Below are 21369 nucleotides of genomic sequence, written 5' to 3' on the forward strand. Positions count from 1 at the left end.
AAAGCCACCCGCGGGTGGCTTTTCCTTTGACGCCCGGCGGGGGGCGTTCAGCGGCCGGAGCGCATCGCGTCGAAGAACTCCGCGTTGCTCTTGGTGGCTCGGACCTTGTCGAGCAGGAATTCCATCGCGTCGATGTCGTCCATGCCGTACAGCAGCTTGCGCAGGATCCACACCTTCTGCAGCACGTCCGACTTCATCAGCAGCTCTTCGCGGCGGGTGCCGGAGCGGTTGACGTTGATCGCCGGATAGACGCGCTTCTCGGCCATGCGGCGGTCCAGGTGCAGCTCCATGTTGCCGGTGCCCTTGAACTCCTCGTAGATCACGTCGTCCATGCGGCTGCCGGTGTCGATCAGCGTGGTGGCGATGATGGTGAGCGAGCCGCCTTCCTCGATGTTGCGCGCGGCGCCGAAGAAACGCTTCGGCTTCTGCAGCGCGTTGGCGTCCACACCGCCGGTGAGCACCTTGCCGGAGGCCGGCTGCACGGTGTTGTAGGCGCGGGCGAGGCGGGTCAGGGAATCGAGCAGGATCACCACGTCGCATTTGTGCTCGACCAGGCGCTTGGCCTTCTCGATGACCATCTCGGCGACCTGCACGTGGCGGGTGGCCGGCTCGTCGAAGGTGGAGGCCACGACCTCTCCCTTCACCGAACGCTGCATCTCGGTGACTTCTTCCGGGCGTTCGTCGATCAGCAGTACGATCAGCGTCACGTCAGGGTGGTTGGCGGTGATGGCGTGGGCGATGTGCTGCAGCATCACCGTCTTGCCGCTCTTCGGCGGTGCCACCAGCAGGCCGCGCTGGCCCTTGCCGATGGGCGCGATCATGTCGATGATGCGGCTGGTGACGTTTTCCTCGCCGCGCATGTCGCGCTCGAGCTTCAGGCACTCGTTCGGATGCAGGGGGGTGAGGTTCTCGAACAGGATCTTGTGCTTGCACTCTTCCGGCGGACGGCCGTTGATCTTGTCGAGCTTGACCAGCGCGAAGTAGCGTTCGCCGTCCTTCGGGGTGCGTATCTCGCCTTCGATGGTGTCGCCGGTGTGCAGGTTGAAGCGGCGGATCTGCGAGGGCGACACGTAGATGTCGTCGGTGCCGGCCAGGTAGGAGGCCTCGGGCGAACGCAGGAAACCGAAGCCGTCCGGCAGCACTTCCAGAGCCCCGTCACCGTAGATCGGTTCGCCTTTCCGGGCGCGATTCTTCAGCAGGGCGAACACCAGTTCCTGCTTGCGCAGCCGGTTGGCGCCCTCGATTTCGTTGGCGACGGCCATCTCCAGCAGTTCGCTGACGTGGAGAGCCTTTAACTCCGATAGATGCATGGCGGGGGATGAAAGCGAGACTTCGGTGATGGGATCGGGGGCGGGTGCCGCTGGCGCGGATTCTTCGCGGCGCCGGCTGTTGCGGCGGGGAGGCCGGGCGGCGTCGCGGGAGGCGGCCGGATCGAGTTCCGGCGCGATGGGGTCAGAGATTGCTGTCAATGAAGGCCGTCAGTTGAGATTTGGACAGGGCACCCACCTTGGTGGCTTCCACGTTGCCGCCCTTGAACAGCATCAGGGTCGGGATGCCGCGGATGCCGAACTTGGCAGGCGTGTCCTGGTTTTCGTCGATGTTGAGCTTTGCAACCTTGAGTTTGCCGGCATATTCTTTGGCGACGTCGTCGAGAATGGGGGCGATCATCTTGCACGGACCGCACCATTCCGCCCAGTAATCAACCAGCACGGGCGTTTGCGACTGCAGCACCTCGGACTCGAAATTGCCGTCGGTCACGTAATGGATATGCTCGCTCATGATTCCTCACATCAGGGGGACTGTGTTGCTGAACCGGGTCGGGGATCGGGGCCTGGGACGGCCCGCAGGAGCGAGGCTAGGAGTGTGGCCGCGCTTGGGAGTTTTGCGAAAGTTATGCGAACCCGGGGCCGCCGTCAACAAAATATGGACGAAGTCTCACCCCGGGATTCGGGGGGCGTGGCAAAAAAGCGATGCCCTGGACTATATTTGATGGCCAAGCGTCCGTTCCCGGCGTGCCGCTGGACGACGCCCGACGGAGAAAAAACATGACTTACGTCGTAACCGAGTCCTGTATTCGGTGCAAGTATACCGACTGCGTGGACGTCTGCCCCGTGGACTGCTTCCGCGAGGGCCCCAACTTTCTCGTCATCGATCCCGACGAGTGCATCGATTGCACGCTGTGCGTGGCCGAATGCCCGGTGGAGGCGATCTACGCCGAGGACGACGTGCCCGCGGGCCAGGAGCATTTCGTCGCGCTCAACGCCGAACTGTCGAAGAAATGGCCTGCAATCGTCGAGCGCAAGGATGCGCTGCCCGACGCCGAGGAGTGGGCGAAGGTCAAGAGCAAGCTCGACCAACTGAAGAAATAGAGGGCAAGCCGGGCCGCGGCCGGCGGCCGCGCACTCTTTTCGTCCCGCCGGCGATGCACTAACATGGCGCACGACGCCGTCAATATCGGATCACGAGGTCACATCAGGATGCTGGTCAGCGAAATTCTCGCCATCAAGGGCAAGGTGCTCTATACCATCGCGCCCAACCGCAGCTTGGCCGAGGCCGTCGCCATCATGACCGAGCAGGACGTGGGTTCCCTGGTCGTGTTCGACCACGGGCGCATGGCGGGCCTGCTGACCTTCCGCGAAGTGCTGGGTGCCGTGCACGCGGGTGGTGGCAACTGGCAGGCCACGGCGGTGGAGCAGGCCATGCTGCGCGACCCGCTGGCGGCTGCGCCGGACATGGAACTGGACGAATTGCGCCGGCTGATGGTGGATCGCCACCAGCGCTATCTGCCGGTGATGGACGGCGGCACGCTGCTGGGCGTCGTCTCCTTCCACGACGTGGCCAAGGCAGTGCTCGAGGAGCAGAGCTTCGAGAACCGCATGCTGAAGAACTACATCCGCAACTGGCCCGCCGAGAGCGACGAGCAGGGCTGAGCGGAAGATGAACACGCCGGCCGGATGCCGCAGGGGGGCGTCCGGCCGGCGGTAAAGAACTAGAACAATACGTCCGGGCCTCTTACGGACAAGAGCAGTACGTTGGAAGACGCGATGCCGCATGCGCGGCGCGCGTTTCGCCTCGGGAGGGCGGTGCACCAGCCACGTAACACAGTGGAATGCGGCATTTTCCAACACAAGGAGGAGACAACTTGGACAAGATCTGGCTGCAAAGCTACCCCCCTGGCGTGCCCGCGGAGATCGACCAGAACGAGTTCCGCTCGCTGGTCGATCTGTTCGAACGGGGTGTGCAGCGGTATGGCGAACGTACCGCGTACATCAACATGGGCAAGTCGATCAGCTACGCCGAGCTCGATCGCCTGTCGGCGCGCTTCGCCGCCTGGCTGCAGCACGAGCTGAAGCTGCCGCGCGGTGCGCGGGTGGCGCTGATGATGCCCAACGTCCTGCAGTATCCGATCGCCATGTTCGGTGTGCTGCGCGGCGGGTATACGGTCGTCAACGTCAATCCCTTGTACACCGCGCGGGAGTTGGAGCATCAGCTCCGGGATTCCGGCGCCGAGGCGATCGTGATCCTGGAGAATTTCGCCCACACGCTGGAGCACGTGCTGCCGCGAGCCCCTGTGCGCACGGTAATCGTCACCAGTCTGGGGGAGATGCTCGGCTTCCCGAAGGGCGCGATCGTCGATTTCGTCGTGCGCCACGTGAAGAAGATGGTGCCGGCCTGGCGCGTCCCCGGGTACGTGCGTTTCGCCACGGTGCTTGCCCGCGGCGCACGCCATGAGCTCGCGCCGGTGGAGCTCGGCCACGACGACGTCGCCTATCTGCAGTACACCGGCGGCACCACGGGAACCGCCAAGGGCGCGGTGCTGACCCACGGCAACATCGTCGGCAACCTGCAGCAGGCCCATGCGTGGATCAAGCCCTATGTGGAGGAGGGCGCAGAGACCATCATCACCGCGCTGCCGCTCTACCACATCTTCTCCCTCACCGCGAACTGCCTGACCTTCTTCAAGATCGGCGCCACCAACGTGCTGATCACCAACCCGCGCGACATTCCCGGCTTCGTCAAGGAACTGGCGAAGTACCCGTTCACGGTCATCACCGGGGTAAACACGCTGTTCAACGCCCTGCTCAACAATCCGGACTTCGCCAGGCTCGATCTCTCCCACTTCAAGATCGCGCTGGGCGGCGGCATGGCGGTGCAGCAGGTGGTGGCGGAGAAATGGAAGAAAGTCACCGGCAAGGTGCTGTTCGAGGCCTACGGGCTCACCGAGACTTCGCCGGCGGTCACCATCAATCCGCTGGACCTGGCCGAGTTCAACCACTCCATCGGTTTGCCGGTGCCGTCCACCGACATCAGCATCCGCGACGACAACGGCAAGGAGGTGGCGCTGGGCCAGCGCGGCGAGTTGTGCGTGCGCGGCCCCCAGGTGACGAAGGGCTACTGGAACCGGCCGGAGGACACCGCCCGCGCGTTCACCGCCGACGGCTTCCTGCGCACCGGCGACATCGTGGTGATGGACCCGCAGGGCTTCATCCGCCTGGTGGACCGCAAGAAGGACATGATCCTGGTGTCGGGCTTCAACGTATATCCGAACGAGGTCGAGGACGTCATCGCCAGCCATCCGGGCGTGCTGGAGGTGGCCGCGGTGGGCGTGCCGGACGAGCGCAGCGGCGAGGTGGTGAAGGTGTTCGTGGTGAAGAAGGATCCCGCGCTCACCGTGGAAGCCGTCATCGCCCACTGCCGCGAGAACCTGACCGGCTACAAGGTGCCGCACCACGTGGAGTTCCGCAAGGAACTGCCCAAGACCAACGTGGGCAAGATCCTGCGCCGCGCGCTGCGCGACGAGGCGGTGCATTCTGCGCAAGGCGCTTGAAATGCGGCCGGATTCGTGTTCTCATCCTCGGCACTGACCGTTCTGTCCGAACAATGTCCAGCTTCCTCCGCTCCCTCGCCGTAGTCCTGTCCGTACGCGTAGTAGTAGGCGTAGGCGGTCGCGCGTCGTAGCGGGTCAGGACAGAACCAGCAGGTCACCGAATCCAAACCCCCGTCGGCGCGCAAGCCGGCGGGGGTTTTCGTTTTTGCCGCCGGTCCTGACGTCGCACACCGTTCCAGGAGAACAAGATGAAGCAGATGACCGGCGCCGAACTGATCGTGCGCCTGCTCGAACGCCAGGGCGTTCGCACCGTTGCCGGCATTCCCGGCGGCGCCATCCTGCCGCTGTACGATGCGCTGTCCGGCAGCACGCTGATCCACCACGTGCTGGCGCGCCACGAGCAGGGCGCCGGCTTCATGGCCCAGGGTATGGCGCGGGTGTCCGGCGTGCCGGCGGTGTGCTTCGCCTCCAGCGGTCCCGGCGCCACCAATCTGGTGACCGCGATCGCCGACGCGCGGCTGGATTCCATCCCCATGGTGGCCATCACCGGCCAGGTGCCCCTGTCCATGATCGGCACCGACGCCTTCCAGGAGGTGGACATCTACGGCATGACGGTGCCGATCACCAAGCACAACTTCCTCGTGCGTTCGGTGGACGAACTGCTGGAAGTGATTCCGGCGGCCTTCCGCATCGCCATGTCCGGCCGTCCCGGCCCGGTGCTGGTGGATGTGCCCAAGGACGTGCAGAACCAGATCGTCGCCTGCGAGGACTTCCCGCCTCCGGCCACCCCCGATGCGCCGCCGGCGCTCGACATGGCGGCCATCGCGGAGGCCGCGCGCCTGATCAACGAAGCCGAACAACCGGTGCTCTACCTGGGCGGCGGGGTCATCCATTCGGGTGCCGCGCAGCAGGCGGTGACGCTGGCCGAGCAGGCCGGGCTGCCGACCACGATGACGCTGATGGCGCTGGGCGCGATGCCCGTGGACCATCCCCTGTCCATCGGCATGCTGGGCATGCATGCCGCGCGCCACACCAACTTCGTGCTGGAAGAGGCCGACCTGCTGGTGTGCGTGGGCGCGCGCTTCGACGACCGCGCCATCGGCAAGGCCGCCCAGTTCTGTCCGAAGGCGAAGATCGTGCACATCGACGTGGATCCGTCCGAACTGCACAAGATCCGCCAGGCCCACGTGGCGATCAACGGCGACGTGGCCCGGGTGCTGGAAGCGCTGCTGCCGCGGGTGGAGGTGAGCCTGCGCAAGCGCTGGCTGTCCCGCGTGGAGAGCCTGAAGAGCCGCTTCCCGGTGCCGTGGGCGAACCAGGACGATCCGCGCACCCATTACGGCCTGGTGCAGGCGGTGGCCGCGGCGCTGGACGACGAAGCAGTGATCGCCACCGACGTGGGCCAGCACCAGATGTGGGTGGCGCAGGCCTACCCCTTCCGCCGTCCGCGCCAGTGGCTCACTTCCGGCGGGCTGGGCACCATGGGCTTCGGCGTGCCGGCGGCGATGGGGGCGGCGCTGGCCGAACGGGACCGTACCGTGGTGTGCTTCTCGGGCGACGGTAGCCTGATGATGAACGTCCAGGAGCTTGCCACGCTGGCCGAGGAATGGCTCAACGTGAAGATCGTGCTGATGAACAACAACTCCCTGGGCCTGGTGTACCAGCAGCAGAACCTCTTCTACGGCAAGCGCGTGTTCGCGTCCAAGTACCGCGGCGCGCCGGACTTCGTGAAGATCGCCGAAGGCTTCGGCATTCCGGCGGTGGACCTGGACACCGCCGCCAACCCGCGCGGCACGTTGGCGCAGGCGCTCCACACGCCGGGGCCGTGCCTGATCCACGTGTCCATCGACCGCGAGCAGTTCGTCTACCCCATGGTGCCGCCGGGCGCCGCCAACACTGAAATGATCGGAGGCTGACCATGATCGAACAGGTCGCAGAACCCCTGCAGCAGTCCGGCTTCGCCAAGGTGATCCTGGAGATCGACGTCAACAACCACCCCGGCGTCATGAGCCACATCTGCAATCTCTTCGCCCGGCGCGCGTTCAACGTGGAAGGCATCCTGTGCATGCCGGTCTCCGACGGCAAGCGCAGCCGCATCTGGCTGCTGGTGTTCGAGGACCAGCGCCTGGAGCAGATGGTCCGCCAGCTCGAGAAGCTGCAGGACGTGCTGGCGGTGCGCCGCCACAGTGCCGGGCACGAGGTCTTCGAACGCCTGGAGGACTTCTTCCACTGAGCCCTTCGGCTTCGCTCAGGGCAGGCGTGCCGGGCCCCGGGAGCGGGGGAGCGCTGTGCTAAACTCCCCGCCTTCCGCCCGCATTCCTGAACACGAGTCCGCGATGTCCGGCAACACCCTCGGTACGCTGTTTGCCGTCACCTCCTTCGGCGAATCCCACGGCCCGGCCATCGGCTGCGTGGTGGATGGCTGCCCGCCGGGGCTGGCGCTCAGTGCGGCGGACATCCAGATCGAGCTCGACCGGCGCAAGCCGGGCACCTCCCGCCACGTCACCCAGCGCCGCGAGCCGGACGAGGTGGAGATCCTCTCCGGCGTGTTCGAGGGCATCACCACCGGCACCCCGATCGCGCTCCTGATCCGCAACCAGGACCAGCGTTCGAAGGACTACGGCAACATCGCCGATACTTTCCGCCCGGGGCACGCCGATTACCCCTACTGGCAGAAATACGGCATCCGCGACTACCGCGGCGGCGGGCGCTCGTCCGCGCGGGAGACCGCGGTGCGCGTGGCGGCCGGCGCCATCGCCAGGAAGTGGCTCGCCGAGCGCTACGGCATCGTGATCCGCGGCTGGATGGCCCAACTCGGCAGCATCGAGATTCCCTTCGTATCCTGGGACGAGATCGACAACCCCTTCTTCGCCCCCAATGCCGCCATCGTGCCGCAACTGGAAACCTACATGGACGAGCTGCGCAAGTCCGGCGATTCCATCGGCGCGCGCATCAGCGTGGCAGCGAGCGGCGTGCCGGTGGGCTGGGGCGAGCCGGTGTACGGCCGCCTGGACGCGGACATCGCCTGGGCCATGATGGGCATCAACGCGGTCAAGGGCGTGGAGATCGGCGCCGGTTTCGCCAGCATCGCCCAGCGCGGCAGCGAACACGGCGACGAACTGACGCCGGAGGGCTTCCTGTCCAACAACGCCGGTGGCGTGCTGGGCGGCATTTCCACCGGCCAGGACATCCTGGTGAGCATGGCGATCAAGCCCACCTCCAGCATCCGCCTGGACCGCCGTTCCATCGACAAGCAGGGCCATCCGGCCATCGTCAACACCCACGGCCGCCACGATCCCTGCGTGGGCATCCGTGCCACGCCCATCGCCGAGGCCATGCTGGCGCTGGTGCTGATCGACCACGCCCTGCGCCACCGTGCCCAGTGCGGCGACGTGGCCACCGCCACGCCGAAGGTTGCCGGACTGGCGCCGGGCGGCGTGCAGGCCGTGCCCAGCCCGCGCGCCTGAGGCGCGCGGCTTCTCGCGCGCCATGCTGCCTTACTGGCGCCTGTCGGCCTATTACTTCTTCTATTTCGGCTTCGTCGGCGCGTTCTCGCCGTATTTCACGCTCTACCTGCAGTCGCTGCGGTTCTCCGCCACCGACATCGCCATCCTGATGTCGCTGATGCAGGTCATGCGCATCCTCGCGCCCAACCTGTGGAGCTGGCTGGCCGAGCACCTCGGCGTGCCGGTGTCCATCCTGCGCTTCTCCGCCGTGGCCAGCCTGGCCGGCTTCTCGGTGTTCTTCTTCACCACGGAGTTCACCGGCATCTTCGCCGGCATGGCGCTGATGGCCTTCTTCTGGAGCGCCGCGCTGCCGCTGATCGAAAGCGTCACCTTCCGCCACCTGGGGCGCGACAGCCACCGCTACGGCAACATCCGCCTGTGGGGTTCGGTGGGCTTCGTCGTCGCGGTGCTCGGCATGGGCCATGCCCTGGACCATCTGCCGATCGCATCCGTGCTGTGGATGACGGCCCTGATCCTGGCCGGCATCATGCTCTGCGCGCTGGGCGTGCCGGAGGCGACCCATGCCGCCGTGCAGCGCAACGGCGCCAGCCTGCGCGAGACGCTGCGCCGCCCCGAAGTGCGGGCGCTGCTCGGCGCCTGTTTCTTCATGTCCGCCGCCCACGGTGCGCTGTACGTTTTCTATTCCATCTATCTTGTCGACAACGGCTACGGCAAGGCGCTGGTCGGGTGGATGTGGACGCTGGGCGTGCTGGCGGAGATCGCCGTGTTCCTGTTCATGCCCCGCCTGGCGAAGCGTTTTACGCTGCGCGCCATCCTGCTGTTCGCCTTCGCCGCCGCCATACTGCGCTTCGTGCTCATCGGCTGGGGCGTGGGCAGCCTGCCGGTGCTGGTGTTCGCCCAGTTGCTGCACGGCGCCACCTTCGGCGCCTATCACGCCGCCGCCATCGCGGCGGTGAACCTCTGGTTTCCGGGCAGGCTCCAAGCCAGAGGGCAGGCGCTGTACGGCAGCCTGTCCTTCGGCGCGGGCGGCATGGTGGGCGGTTTGCTGAGCGGTTTCACCTGGGACACCATAGGCCCGGCGTGGACCTACACGCTGGGTTCGGCATTCGCGCTGGCCGGCTTCGTCTGGCTGCTCAGAGGCTGGCGGCAGGGTGTGCCCGGAACGGAAGTACACGAGTGAGGAGACGATCCATGGGATCTTTGTTTCGAAACGCCTTCCCGGCCGTGCTCGCGGCCATGGTGGCGGTGGCCTGCCAGACGGTGCAGACCACCGGCGGCGGCGCGGTGGGGGTGGACCGCGGGCAGATGATGATGGTGTCCGCGCAGGAGGTGGAGCAGGCCTCGGCCCAGCAGTACCAGCAGATCATCGCCGAGGCGCGCAAGCAGAACGCGCTCAACCGCGACCCGGCGACGGTGCAGCGCGTGCAGCGCATCGTGAACCGGCTTGCCGCCCAGAGCGGCGTGTTCCGCAGCGACGCGACGCGCTGGCAATGGGAGGTCGCCGTGCTCAGTTCCGACCAGCTCAACGCCTGGTGCATGGCCGGCGGCAAGATGGCGATCTACACCGGGCTCATCGACCAGTTGAAACTCACCGACGACGAAATCGCCGCGGTGCTGGGGCACGAGATTGCCCATGCGCTGCGCGAACACGCGCGCGAGCGCATCTCCAAGTCCATGGCCACGAACATCGGCATTTCCGTGGCGGGCGCGCTGTTCGGCGTGGGCGATGCGGGGCAGAGCCTGATGGGGCAGGTGGCCAAGGTCACCTTCGAACTGCCCAATTCGCGCCTGCACGAGACCGAGGCCGACCGCATCGGCGTCGAACTGGCCGCGCGCGCCGGTTACGATCCGCGGGCGGCGGTCACGCTGTGGAACAAGATGGCCAGCAAGTCGTCGGGGGCACCGCCCGAATGGCTGTCCACCCACCCCTCCCACACCAGCCGCCAGCGCGATCTGGCCGAGTATGCGGAGCGCGTGATGCCCCTGTACCGTCAGGCGGGCGGGCGCTAGCGAACCGGGGCGGGCTGGCTGTTCAGGCACCCGGCCGCTGTGAAATAATCAAAACCTTTTCCATTTGCGCGGAAGTCAACGGATGGCACCCCAAACGCTGTACGAAAAGCTCTGGTCGAGTCACGTCGTTCACCAGGAGGCCGACGGCACGGCGCTGATCTATATCGATCGCCACCTCGTACACGAGGTCACCAGCCCGCAGGCCTTCGAAGGCCTCAAGCTGGCCGGCCGCAAGCCCTGGCGCATCTCCTCCATCGTCGCCACCGCCGACCACAACACGCCCACCGACCACTGGGACGAAGGCATCACCGACCCGGTGTCGCGCCAGCAGGTGGAGACGCTGGACGCCAACATCCGCGAAGTGGGCTCGCTGGCCTACTTCCCGTTCAAGAACGAGCGCCAGGGCATCATCCACGTCATCGGGCCGGAAAACGGTACCACGCTGCCGGGCATGACCGTGGTGTGCGGCGATTCCCACACCTCCACCCACGGCGCCTTCGCCTGTCTGGCGCACGGCATCGGCACCTCCGAGGTGGAGCACGTGCTCGCCACCCAGTGCCTGCTGCAGAAGAAGTCGAAGACCATGCTGGTCAAGGTGGAAGGGCAACTGGGCCGCGGCGTCACCGCCAAGGACGTGGTGCTGGCCGTGATCGGCCGCATCGGCACCGCCGGCGGTACCGGCTACGCCATCGAGTTCGGCGGCAGCGCCATCCGCTCCCTGTCCATGGAAGGCCGCATGACCGTGTGCAACATGGCCATCGAGGCCGGTGCGCGCGCCGGCCTGGTGGCGGTGGACGAGACCACCATCGCCTACCTGCGGGACAAGCCCTTCGCGCCCAAGGGCGAACTGTGGGACAAGGCGGCGGCCTACTGGCGCACCCTAAAGTCCGACGAAGGCGCCCAGTTCGACAAGATCGTGGAGATCGATGCAGCCACCATCGCACCGCAGGTGACCTGGGGCACGTCGCCCGAGATGGTCACCACCGTGGACGGCCGCGTACCGGACCCGGCCCAGTTCGCCGACCCGGTCAAGCGCGAGGGCGCCGAGCGGGCACTCAAGTACATGGGCCTCGCACCGAATACGGCAATCACCGAGATCGCCGTGGACCAGGTTTTCATCGGCTCGTGTACCAACTCGCGCATCGAGGATCTGCGCGAGGCCGCCGCGGTGGCCAAGGGGCGCCGCAAGGCCGCAAGCGTCAAGCGCGTGCTGGTGGTGCCGGGGTCCGGCCTGGTCAAGCATCAGGCCGAGGCCGAGGGGCTGGACAAGGTGTTCCTCGAGGCCGGCTTCGAATGGCGCGAGCCGGGCTGTTCCATGTGCCTGGCGATGAACGCCGACCGCCTGGAGCCGGGCGAGCGCTGCGCCTCCACTTCCAACCGGAACTTCGAGGGCCGACAGGGCGCTGGCGGGCGCACCCATCTGGTGAGCCCGGCGATGGCCGCCGCCGCCGCGGTCACCGGACATTTCGCCGACGTGCGCGAGCTCGCCTGAGCCGTTCGACTACGGAGAGAAGCATGAAAAAGCTGATTTCATTGTTTGCCGTGATCATGGCCGGCGTGCTGCTGGCCGGTTGCAACACCGTGCACGGCCTGGGCAAGGATATCGAGAAAGGTGGCGAAGCCATCCAGAAGGCGGTGAAGTGATGAAGCCCTTCCAGACCTTCGACGGGCTCGTCGCGCCGATCGACCGCGCCAACGTGGACACCGACGCGATCATCCCCAAGCAGTTCCTCAAGTCGATCAAGCGCAGCGGCTTCGGCCCCAACCTGTTCGACGAGTGGCGCTACCTGGACGTGGGCCAGCCCGGCCAGGACTGCACGAACCGGCCCAAGAACCCGGACTTCGTGCTCAACCAGCCGCGCTACCAGGGCGCGCAGATACTGCTCGCCCGCGACAACTTCGGCTGCGGCAGCTCGCGGGAGCATGCGCCGTGGGCGCTGGAAGACTATGGCTTCCGCGTCATCATCGCGCCCAGCTTCGCCGACATCTTCTTCAACAACAGCTTCAAGAACGGCCTGCTGCCGATCAAGCTGGACGCGGCCGAACTGGACGTATTGTTCGCCCAGTGCGAGGCCACCGAAGGCTACCGCTTGAAGGTGGATCTGGCCGCCCAGACCATCACCCGCCCGGATGGCAAGGCGATCCCTTTCGACGTGGACCCCTTCCGCAAGGAGTGCCTGCTCAACGGCTGGGACGACATCGGCCTGACCCTGCGCCACGACGACGAGATCCGCGCCTTCGAAGCGAAGCGGCGCACCGAGCACCCGTATTACTTCGCCTGACCGTTGTCGGGCGCCCAGGAGAGAGTGGATGAAGATTTGCGTTCTGCCCGGTGACGGCATCGGCCCCGAGATCACGGCCGAGGCCGTGCGCGTGCTGCGTGCGCTGGACCTGAAGTTCGAGCTGGAAGAGGCCCTGCTGGGCGGCAGCGCGGTGGACGCCACCGGCAGTCCCTATCCGGAGGCCACTTCGAAGCTTGCGCGCGAAGCCGACGCGGTGCTGCTGGGCGCCGTGGGCGGCCCCAAGTGGGACACGCTGCCCCGTGAGCAGCGCCCGGAGCGGGGCCTGCTGGGCATCCGCAAGGAACTCGGCCTGTTCGCCAACCTGCGCCCGGCCATCCTGTACCCGGAACTGGCGAATGCGTCCTCGCTGAAGCCCGAGATCGTCGCCGGCCTGGATATCCTGATCGTGCGCGAGCTGACCGGCGACATTTACTTCGGCCAGCCCCGCGGCATCGAAGTGCGCAACGGCGAGCGTTACGGCTTCAACACCATGCACTACACCGAGTCGGAAATCCGCCGCATCCTGCGCGTGGCCTTCGAGGCCGCCCGCAAGCGCAACCGCAAGCTCTGCTCGGTGGACAAGATGAACGTGCTGGAAACGACGCAATTGTGGCGCGACGTGGCCAACGAACTGGCGCCGGAATACCCGGACGTGGAACTCACCCACATGCTGGTGGACAACGCCGCGATGCAGCTCGTGCGCGCCCCCAAGCAGTTCGACGTGATGGTCACCGGCAACATGTTCGGCGACATCCTGTCGGACGAAGCCTCCATGCTCACCGGCTCCATTGGCATGCTGCCCTCGGCCTCCCTGGACGAGAACAACAAGGGTCTGTACGAACCCTCCCACGGCTCGGCGCCGGACATCGCCGGCAAGGGCGTGGCCAACCCGCTCGCCACCATCCTGTCGGCGGCGATGCTGCTGCGCTACACCTTCGCGCAGGAAGAGGCCGCCCAGCGCGTCGAGGGCGCGGTGAAGAAGGTGCTGGCGCAGGGTTATCGCACCGGCGACATCTTCGAGCCGGGCACGAAAAGGGTCGGCACCCGGGAAATGGGCGACGCCGTGCTGGCGGCGTTGTAAGCTTCGGTTACAGGTCTGGTTCGAAAGGAAGAGCAATGAGCAAGGTTGGTCTGGTCGGCTGGCGCGGCATGGTCGGTTCCGTGCTGATGCAGCGCATGGTGGAAGAGGGCGATTTCGCCCACATCGACCCGGTGTATTTCTCCACGTCCAACGCCGGCGGCAAGGCGCCGTCCTTCGGCGGCAAGGAAGCGAACGCCCCGCTGCAGGACGCGACGAACATCGACGCGCTCAAGGCCTGCGACATCATCGTTACCTGTCAGGGCGGCGACTACACCAAGGAGGTGTATCCGAAGCTGCGCGCGGCGGGCTGGAACGGCCACTGGATCGACGCGGCCTCCGCGCTGCGCATGGCCGACGACGCGGTGATCGTCCTCGACCCGGTCAACCGGCACGTCATCCAGGATGCGCTCGCCAGGGGCGGCAGGAACTGGATCGGCGGCAACTGCACCGTGTCGCTGATGCTGATGGGCCTGGGTGGCCTGTTCAAGCACGACCTGGTGGAATGGGTTTCCGCCATGACCTACCAGGCCGCCTCCGGCGCCGGTGCGCAGAACATGCGCGAACTGATCGCGCAGATGGGCGCCATCCACGGTTCGGTGGCCGACCTGCTGGCCGATCCGGCTTCGGCCATCCTCGACATCGACCGCAGGGTGGCCGAAACCATCCGTTCTGAATCCTTCCCGAAGAAGAACTTCCGCAACACCCCGCTTGCCGGCAGCCTGATCCCGTGGATCGACGTGCCGGTGGAGCACGGCCAGAGCAAGGAAGAATGGAAGGGCGGCGCCGAATGCAACAAGATCCTCGGCAAGCCGGCCTTCCGCAGCGCGGGCAGCATCCCCATCGACGGCCTGTGCGTGCGCATCGGCGCCATGCGCTGCCACTCCCAGGGCCTGACCATCAAGCTGAAGAAGGATGTGCCGCTGGACGAGGTTACCCAGATCATCGCCACCGCCAACGACTGGGTGAAGGTGGTGCCGAACGAACGCGAGATCACCGAGCGCGAACTGTCGCCGGCCGCCGTCACCGGCACGCTCTCCGTTCCGGTCGGCCGCCTGCACAAGCTGGCCATGGGGCCCGAATATCTGGGCGCCTTCACCGTGGGCGACCAGTTGCTGTGGGGCGCGGCGGAGCCGCTGCGCCGCATGTTGCGCATCCTGCTGGAGCGCTGAGCGTCCGGCCGCGGGCGAGGGCGGACCGGCTTTCGCCCGTGCTGTCGCGGCCGACACTAACCCAAAGGGCCTAGCTTGTTCTTTACTCTTGCCGATTAAACAATTGCTGCGCAAAGTTAAAGAAGATGCTAGATTGCTAGCCCAAGTCCATGAAGCTATGTCCTTTACTGCTTGGCTCAGGCAAGGGAACGCGCAGAGAACGATGAAAACTTTTTTCAAGGCATCCCTGATCGCGACCGCGATTGCATCCATCCCGTCCAGCGCATTCGCGCTCGGAGCGGGGCCGATCAACGTTCGCAGCGGCCTCGGTCAGCCCTTGCGCGCCGAGGTGCCGTTGTCCGCGACGGCGCAGGAGCTGCAGACCCTGTCGGCGAAGGTCGCGTCACCCGATGCATTCCGCCAGGCGAACATCACATACTCTGCCACGCTCACCGGGCTGCGGCTCAGCGTGGATAGTTCCGGCTCCCGGCCGGTGCTGCGGATCACCAGCGAGCGGCCGGTCAATGAGCCCTTCATCGATCTGCTGGTCGAGTTCAACTGGGCGTCCGGCAAACTGACGCGCGAATACACCTTCCTGCTCGATCCGGTGGATTTGGCCCCGGCTCGCCCGCTGGCCGCGCCGGTCACGCAGCCGAGCGTCGCCGCGGCGCCGGTGCCTCCGCTGCGCCCGGCGCAAGCCGGCCCGTCCGCCGGTGCCGACAGCTACACGGTGCAGCGTGGCGATACCCTGCAGCGCATCGCCGATACCCACCGCCCGGCCGACACCACTCTGGATCAAATGCTGATCGCCCTGCTGCGGGCGAACCCCGCGGCTTTCCACGACGGCAACATCAACCGCCTGCGTGCGGGGGCGGTGCTGCGCATTCCGCCGGCCGAGCAGATCGGCGAGATCGCGCCGGCCGAGGCGCGTCGCGAGGTCGTTGCCCAGGCAGCCGATTTCGACGCCTACCGGAAGCGTCTCGCAGGCGCTGCGACCACGGTGAGCGAGCCGGCCGACGAGGCCGCGCAGGCCGCCGCCGGGCGCATCACGCCGCGAGTGGAAGAGACTCCGACCGAAGCCGCCGCCACCGACCGCGTGCAGGTTTCGCGCGCGGCGGATGCTGACGCCGCAGGCGGAAGCGATGGTGCCCGCGACGAACGGCTGCGCGCGCTCGAAGAAGACCTGGTCGCCCGCGACCGTGCTCTGACCGAAGCCAACGAGCGGCTCGGCGAGCTCGAACGCAGCATTCGCGACCTGCAGAAACTGATCGAACTCAAGAGCGAGCAACTCGCCCAGCTTCAGCAACAAACCGGCACCGGCGCGCCGCCGGCCGAAGCGCCGGCTGCACCTGCCGCCGCACCCGGGGCCGCGCCAGCCGAACCGGCGCCCGCGGCCGAAGCCGAGTCGAAACCTGCGGCCGAAGCCGCACCGGCGGTTCCGGCCGCCGAACCGGCACCGGTGCAGGTCGCCGCCGAAGTGGCGCCGAAACCGGCCGAGCCCGCGCCCAAGCCGGTCGAAGCCGCACCCAAACCGGCGCGCAAACCGGTGGTGCCGCCCGCGCCCGAGCCGCAGCCGAGCTTCGTCGACGAATTGCTGGGTGATCCCCTGACGCTCGCCGCGGGCGGCGGTGTCCTCGCGTTGCTGCTCGGCTACGCCGGCTACAAAGTGAGCCGGCGGCGCAAGGAAAACGAAGGGGCGAGCCCGACCATCGGCCTGATGTCCGAGGCGCCCACGGGGCCGAATTCCGTGTTCGGCGTGACCGGCGGGCAGAGCGTCGACACCAGCAACAGCAGCGTCCTGCAGACGGATTTCAGCCAGACCGGCCTGTCCTCGATCGACACCGACGAAGGGGTCGACCCGGTTGCCGAAGCCGACGTCTATATGGCTTATGGGCGCGATGCGCAGGCGGAGGAAATCCTCGTCGATGCGCTCAAGGCCGATCCTTCCCGTATCGCGATCTACCTCAAGCTGCTGGAAGTCTATGCTGCGCGCAAGAGCCTGAAGCAGTTCGAGACCACGGCCGCCGAGCTCTATGCCCGCACCGGCGGGGAAGGTCCGGAATGGGCGAAGGCGGCTGCGCTCGGCCGTGATATCGATCCCGAGAATCCGCTCTATCTCGGCGGCGATTCGTCCGCACCGATCACCGAACAGGGCGAGAAGGTCCGCTCCAGCGCGGCCGCGAACGCTGCGGCGGCGGCCGCGGTGGTGGCCGGCCTCGCGGAGGAGAGCGAAGCCGAAGCGCTGCCGGCTGCGGATGAATCCGCGGGCGCGCTCGATTTCGAACTGCCCGACGTGGCCGAACAGACGCTGGAGTCCGCCGCGGCGGCCCTCGACGAGGCGGCCGGGCAGGCGGCGAATGTGCTCGATCTGCCTGAAGCCGGTGCTGCCACCGCCGCGCAGATGAAGGACACCTGGGCCATGCCGGGCGGCCTGTCGCCGTTCGGCGGCACCGATGCCGCGGCACCTGCCGAGCCGGCAGGCGAGGCGGTGGATACGAACGTGCTCGATTTCGATCTCGGCTTCGGCGATGCGTCCGAAACGCCTGCGCCTGCTGCCGAGGGCGAACCGGCTGTCGCCGGCAACGACCTGGTGCTCGACTTCGATACCGACCTGCCGGCAGCGGGCGGCGAGGTTCCCTCGGTCACCGCGACCGTGGTCGGCAGCCCCGCCGACATCGAGCGGCTGGGCGGGATCGGGGAAGCCTCGGTGGTCCAGGCGCTGGAGACCGGTGCCTCCGAAGAGTTCGACGCGACCGCCACCGTCGTCGAATCGCTCGGTACCTACGGCCAGACGAAGCGCAACGAGGCCGTCGTCGATCTCGAATCTCCCGAGGCGCCGCAGTCCTTCGACCTTTCCGCCACGGTCATCGAATCTTCCGGCACCTACGGCGCCGGCGGCGAGCAGGAAGACGAGGGGGTCATCGACCTGGAGAAGACGAGTTTCGACAACAGCCTGCTCGACTTCGATTTCGAGATCGATGCGCCCGCGACGCCGGCTGCCGGCGAACCTCCGGCGATGGATCTGTCCAGCATCGACCTGAACCTCGAACCCGCGGCAGCCGAGAAGGCCGGTGCGGAGCCGGCCGCCGCGGCTGAAGGCGGTGCGGGCCAGGAAGTCGATACCAAGCTGGAACTGGCCCGTGCCTACGAGGAAATGGGCGACAAGGAAGGCGCGCGCGAACTGCTGGAGGAGGTGCTGCGTGAAGGCAGCGCCGAGCAGCAGGCATCGGCCCGCCAGGTATTGAGCCGGCTCGACTGATCCTCGGGGTTGCGCGAAGTATCAGGCACCGGGCGGGGCGTTCCCCGCCCGGTGCCGTTTCGGGACTGCGGCGGGTTGGTGCGATGCACGCGGGTTTTCTGATTCTGCTCTGGATCGCGGTGGTCGGTGCGCTGCAGTTTCTGCGCCCCGATCTGCTGGTGGCCGTGGTTGCCGTCCTGGCCGCGATCGCACTGTGGGTGGCGCGTGCGCGCACTCTGCGCCTGCTGCGCCGGGTGCGCATCCTGCTCGTCGCCATCGTCGTGCTGTTCGCCGGCTTCACGCCGGGCGAGGCGGTGCTGGCCGACTGGCCGGCGCTGAGCCCCAGCCGCGAGGGATTGCTGCTGGCGCTCGAGCACGCCGGCAGGCTGGTGGCGGTGGTGTTCTGCGTCGCCATCCTGCTGCAGAAGCTGTCCACCGACCGTCTCGTCGGCGGCCTGTACGCGCTGAGCAGGCCGTTCGCGCTGGTGGGCCTGTCGTCGGAACGCGTCGCGGTGCGCATGCTGCTGGTGCTGCGCTACGTGGATGATCCCCAGGGCCGCGGCTGGCGGCACTGGCTGGACGACGAGGTGGAGGCCCCTGCGGAAACCCTGCACCTGCAGCGTGAGAGGCTCGGCACGGTGGAGCGGGTGCTGCTCGTCACGGCGCTGCTGACGCTGGCCTGGTGGTACGCGAGATGAGAATAGCGCTGGGCGTCGAGTATGCCGGCAATGCCTTTCGCGGCTGGCAGAGCCAGCGCGGCGGCGGCGGCGTGCAGGACGCGCTGGAGGCCGCGCTGGCCCAGGTGTGTGCCCACCCGGTGCGCACCCATTGCGCGGGGCGCACCGACGCCGGCGTGCATGCCACCGCGCAGGTCGTGCATTTCGACACATCCAGCGTCCGGCCGCTCACGGCCTGGGTGCGGGGCATCAACGCCCTGCTGCCGGATGCGGTCGCGGTGCGCTGGGCGGTCGAGGTGGACGAAAGCTTCCATGCCCGCTATCTGGCCTGCGGGCGGCGCTACCGCTACATCCTGCACAACGCACCGGTGCGTCCGGCCCTGCTCGCCGGCCGGGTGGGCTGGTTCCATCCCCCGCTCGACGCCGGGGCGATGGCCGAGGCCGCCCGCTGCCTGCTCGGGCGGCACGATTTCAGCGCCTTCCGCGCCGCCGGCTGCCAGGCGAAGACGCCCGTGCGCAAGGTGGACGAGGCGAGCGTGCACCGCGACGGCGAGTTCATCGTGTTCGATTTCCATGCCGACGGCTTCCTGCACCACATGATCCGCAACCTGGTCGGTGCGCTGTGCTACGTCGGCAAGGGGCGCTACCCGGTCGAATGGCTGGCCGAATTGCTGGCCAGCCGCGACCGCCGCCTGGCGGCACCCACCTTCGCGCCGGACGGCCTCTACCTGTGCGGTGTGGACTACCCCCCGCACTGGCCGCTGCCGGGGGATGGGCGTATCATCGCGCTGCCCCGCATCCCCCTCATCTGAATGTCCCGAACGCGAATCAAGATCTGCGGCCTGACTAGGCCGGAAGACGTACTCGCCGCAGTCGATGCGGGGGCGGACGCGGTCGGCTTCGTCTTCTATCCACCCAGCCCGCGCCACGTGGCGGTGGACCAGGCGGCGGCGCTGGCGGCGCTGCTGCCGCCCTTCGTCACTGCGGTGGGCCTGTTCGTCAATGCGGACGAAGCCTGGGTGCGCGGCGTGCTCGACGCGGTGCCGCTGCAACTGCTGCAGTTCCACGGCGAGGAGGGCGAGGCCGAGTGCGCGCGCTACGGCCGTCCGTGGATCAAGGCGGCGCGCATGCGTCCGGGAATCGATCTGATAGAATTCTCGGCTTCCCATCCGGGGGCGCGCGGCATACTCGTCGACGCCTTCGTGGATGGCTATGGGGGTGCGGGCGAGGTTTTCGACTGGGCGCTGATCCCGCGGGGTTTTGCGCGTCCGCTGGTGCTGTCCGGCGGCCTCACGCCGGACAACGTCGGCGAGGCCGTGCGGCGCGTGCGCCCCTGGGCGGTGGACGTGTCCAGCGGCGTCGAGTCCGCCAAGGGCATCAAGGACGCCCGCCTGATCACCGCCTTCATCGCCGGAGTTCGCAATGCAGATGGCTGACACGCCTTACCAGTTCCCCGACGCCAGCGGCCATTTCGGCCCTTACGGCGGCGTGTTCGTCGCCGAGACGCTGATCCCCGCCCTCGACGAACTGCGCCAGGCCTATGCGGAGTGCCAGCGCGACCCGGCCTTCGTGGCCGAGTTCGAGTACGAACTGAAGCACTACGTCGGCCGCCCCAGCCCGATCTACCACGCCCGCCGCCTGTCCGAGAAGTTCGGCGGGGCGCAGATCTACTTGAAGCGCGAGGACCTCAACCACACCGGCGCGCACAAGGTGAACAACTGTATCGGCCAGGCCCTGCTGGCACGCCGCATGGGCAAGCCGCGCGTGATCGCCGAAACCGGCGCCGGCCAGCACGGCGTGGCCACTGCCACCGTGGCGGCGCGCTACGGCATGGAATGCGTGGTGTACATGGGTTCGGAGGATGTGAAACGCCAGGCTGCCAACGTCTATCGCATGAAGCTCCTGGGCGCCACCGTGGTGCCGGTGGAATCCGGCTCCAGGACGCTCAAGGATGCGATGAACGAGGCCATGCGCGACTGGGTCACCAACGTCGGCAACACCTTCTACATCATCGGCACGGTGGCCGGCCCCCACCCCTATCCGGTGCTGGTGCGTGATTTCCAGACCGTGATCGGCAAGGAGTGCAAGGTCCAGATGCCCGAGCTGACCGGCCGCCAGCCCGATTACGTGATCGCCTGCGTGGGCGGCGGCTCCAACGCCATCGGCATCTTCCATCCCTACATCGGCGAACAGGGCGTGCGTCTGGTGGGAGTCGAAGCCGCCGGGGAGGGGATAGAAACCGGCCACCATGCCGCCCCGCTGACTGCCAACGCCAGAGTGGGCGTGCTGCACGGCAACCGCACCTATCTGATGCAGGACGAGGACGGGCAGATCATCGAAACCCATTCGATCTCGGCCGGACTGGACTATCCCGGCGTCGGCCCCGAGCACGCCTGGCTGAAGGACAGCGGACGCGCCGAATACGTGGGCATCACCGACGCCGAGGCGCTGCAGGCCTTTCACGATCTGTGCCGCTGCGAGGGCATCATCCCGGCGCTGGAATCCTCCCACGCGCTGGCCTACGCGGCCAAGCTCGCGCCTCAGCTTGCGCGCGACAAGATACTGCTGGTCAATCTCTCCGGGCGCGGCGACAAGGACATGCATACCGTCGCCGAGCGTTCCGGCATCCATTTCTGAT

The 21369-nt window shown here is 67.2% G+C and carries 20 protein-coding genes; 18 read left to right on the top strand and 2 right to left on the bottom strand.

Annotated features, from left to right (window positions below; translation table 11 throughout):
• Window positions 1-47: 47 nt before the first annotated feature.
• On the bottom strand, window positions 48-1310 hold the full coding sequence (gene rho / locus E6O51_RS05705; protein WP_136384309.1) for a transcription termination factor Rho: 1263 nt from the start codon (window positions 1308-1310) through the stop codon (window positions 48-50).
• Window positions 1311-1452: 142 nt separating this feature from the next.
• Complete coding sequence (gene trxA, locus E6O51_RS05710) at window positions 1453-1779, bottom strand: thioredoxin TrxA (RefSeq protein ID WP_136384020.1); 327 nt, start codon at window positions 1777-1779, stop codon at window positions 1453-1455.
• Window positions 1780-2045: 266 nt separating this feature from the next.
• Here trxA and fdxA point away from each other — a divergent pair, with 266 nt between their 5' ends.
• The 18 genes from fdxA to trpB all read left to right on the top strand — a co-directional run bounded on the left by fdxA (window position 2046) and on the right by trpB (window position 21368).
• The gene (fdxA, locus tag E6O51_RS05715) at window positions 2046-2369 is read left to right on the top strand and encodes a ferredoxin FdxA (RefSeq protein ID WP_136384021.1); all 324 of its coding nucleotides are present in this window, start codon (window positions 2046-2048) and stop codon (window positions 2367-2369) included.
• A 108-nt stretch (window positions 2370-2477) separates the two neighbouring features.
• The gene (locus E6O51_RS05720) at window positions 2478-2930 is read left to right on the top strand and encodes a CBS domain-containing protein (protein WP_136384022.1); all 453 of its coding nucleotides are present in this window, start codon (window positions 2478-2480) and stop codon (window positions 2928-2930) included.
• 212 nt (window positions 2931-3142) lie between these two features.
• Window positions 3143-4828: a long-chain-fatty-acid--CoA ligase gene (locus tag E6O51_RS05725; protein ID WP_136384023.1), complete on the top strand. Its 1686-nt coding sequence runs from the start codon at window positions 3143-3145 to the stop codon at window positions 4826-4828.
• A 248-nt stretch (window positions 4829-5076) separates the two neighbouring features.
• The gene (ilvB, locus tag E6O51_RS05730) at window positions 5077-6744 is read left to right on the top strand and encodes an acetolactate synthase large subunit (RefSeq protein ID WP_136384024.1); all 1668 of its coding nucleotides are present in this window, start codon (window positions 5077-5079) and stop codon (window positions 6742-6744) included.
• A gap of 2 nt (window positions 6745-6746) precedes the next feature.
• A complete protein-coding gene (ilvN, locus tag E6O51_RS05735; protein WP_136384025.1) occupies window positions 6747-7061 on the top strand; it encodes an acetolactate synthase small subunit in 315 nt (104 codons plus the stop codon).
• Between the two features lie 103 nt (window positions 7062-7164).
• Complete coding sequence (gene aroC, locus E6O51_RS05740) at window positions 7165-8295, top strand: chorismate synthase (RefSeq protein ID WP_136384026.1); 1131 nt, start codon at window positions 7165-7167, stop codon at window positions 8293-8295.
• A 22-nt stretch (window positions 8296-8317) separates the two neighbouring features.
• Window positions 8318-9475: an MFS transporter gene (locus E6O51_RS05745; RefSeq protein WP_136384027.1), complete on the top strand. Its 1158-nt coding sequence runs from the start codon at window positions 8318-8320 to the stop codon at window positions 9473-9475.
• Between the two features lie 11 nt (window positions 9476-9486).
• Window positions 9487-10305, top strand: coding sequence for a M48 family metallopeptidase (locus tag E6O51_RS05750; RefSeq protein ID WP_136384028.1), 819 nt, complete (start codon window positions 9487-9489; stop codon window positions 10303-10305).
• A gap of 82 nt (window positions 10306-10387) precedes the next feature.
• Entirely contained in the window at window positions 10388-11797 is a 1410-nt protein-coding gene (leuC, locus tag E6O51_RS05755) for a 3-isopropylmalate dehydratase large subunit (RefSeq protein WP_136384029.1), read from the top strand.
• A gap of 23 nt (window positions 11798-11820) precedes the next feature.
• Window positions 11821-11949, top strand: a complete 129-nt coding sequence (locus E6O51_RS05760; protein ID WP_136384030.1) for an entericidin A/B family lipoprotein — start codon at window positions 11821-11823, stop codon at window positions 11947-11949.
• Window positions 11949-12587, top strand: coding sequence for a 3-isopropylmalate dehydratase small subunit (gene leuD, locus E6O51_RS05765; protein WP_136384031.1), 639 nt, complete (start codon window positions 11949-11951; stop codon window positions 12585-12587). Before E6O51_RS05760 ends, leuD begins: the two co-directional genes overlap by 1 nt.
• A 28-nt stretch (window positions 12588-12615) precedes the next feature.
• Entirely contained in the window at window positions 12616-13668 is a 1053-nt protein-coding gene (gene leuB / locus E6O51_RS05770) for a 3-isopropylmalate dehydrogenase (RefSeq protein WP_136384032.1), read from the top strand.
• 35 nt (window positions 13669-13703) lie between these two features.
• Window positions 13704-14837 (top strand): aspartate-semialdehyde dehydrogenase, encoded by a 1134-nt coding sequence (gene asd / locus E6O51_RS05775; protein WP_136384033.1) that lies wholly within the window; start codon window positions 13704-13706, stop codon window positions 14835-14837.
• 202 nt (window positions 14838-15039) lie between these two features.
• Window positions 15040-18075 (top strand): FimV/HubP family polar landmark protein, encoded by a 3036-nt coding sequence (locus E6O51_RS05780; protein WP_136384034.1) that lies wholly within the window; start codon window positions 15040-15042, stop codon window positions 18073-18075.
• A gap of 83 nt (window positions 18076-18158) precedes the next feature.
• Window positions 18159-18752: a CbiQ family ECF transporter T component gene (locus tag E6O51_RS05785; protein ID WP_136384035.1), complete on the top strand. Its 594-nt coding sequence runs from the start codon at window positions 18159-18161 to the stop codon at window positions 18750-18752.
• Complete coding sequence (truA, locus tag E6O51_RS05790; RefSeq protein ID WP_136384036.1) at window positions 18749-19543, top strand: tRNA pseudouridine(38-40) synthase TruA; 795 nt, start codon at window positions 18749-18751, stop codon at window positions 19541-19543. Before E6O51_RS05785 ends, truA begins: the two co-directional genes overlap by 4 nt.
• Complete coding sequence (locus E6O51_RS05795; RefSeq protein WP_136384037.1) at window positions 19544-20167, top strand: phosphoribosylanthranilate isomerase; 624 nt, start codon at window positions 19544-19546, stop codon at window positions 20165-20167.
• The gene (gene trpB / locus E6O51_RS05800; RefSeq protein WP_136384038.1) at window positions 20154-21368 is read left to right on the top strand and encodes a tryptophan synthase subunit beta; all 1215 of its coding nucleotides are present in this window, start codon (window positions 20154-20156) and stop codon (window positions 21366-21368) included. The genes E6O51_RS05795 and trpB overlap by 14 nt, the downstream gene beginning before the upstream one ends.
• The last annotated feature ends 1 nt before the right edge of the window (window position 21369 follow it).

It is taken from the genome of Pseudothauera rhizosphaerae (assembly GCF_004801305.1).
In the GTDB taxonomy this organism is placed as follows: domain Bacteria; phylum Pseudomonadota; class Gammaproteobacteria; order Burkholderiales; family Rhodocyclaceae; genus Pseudothauera; species Pseudothauera rhizosphaerae.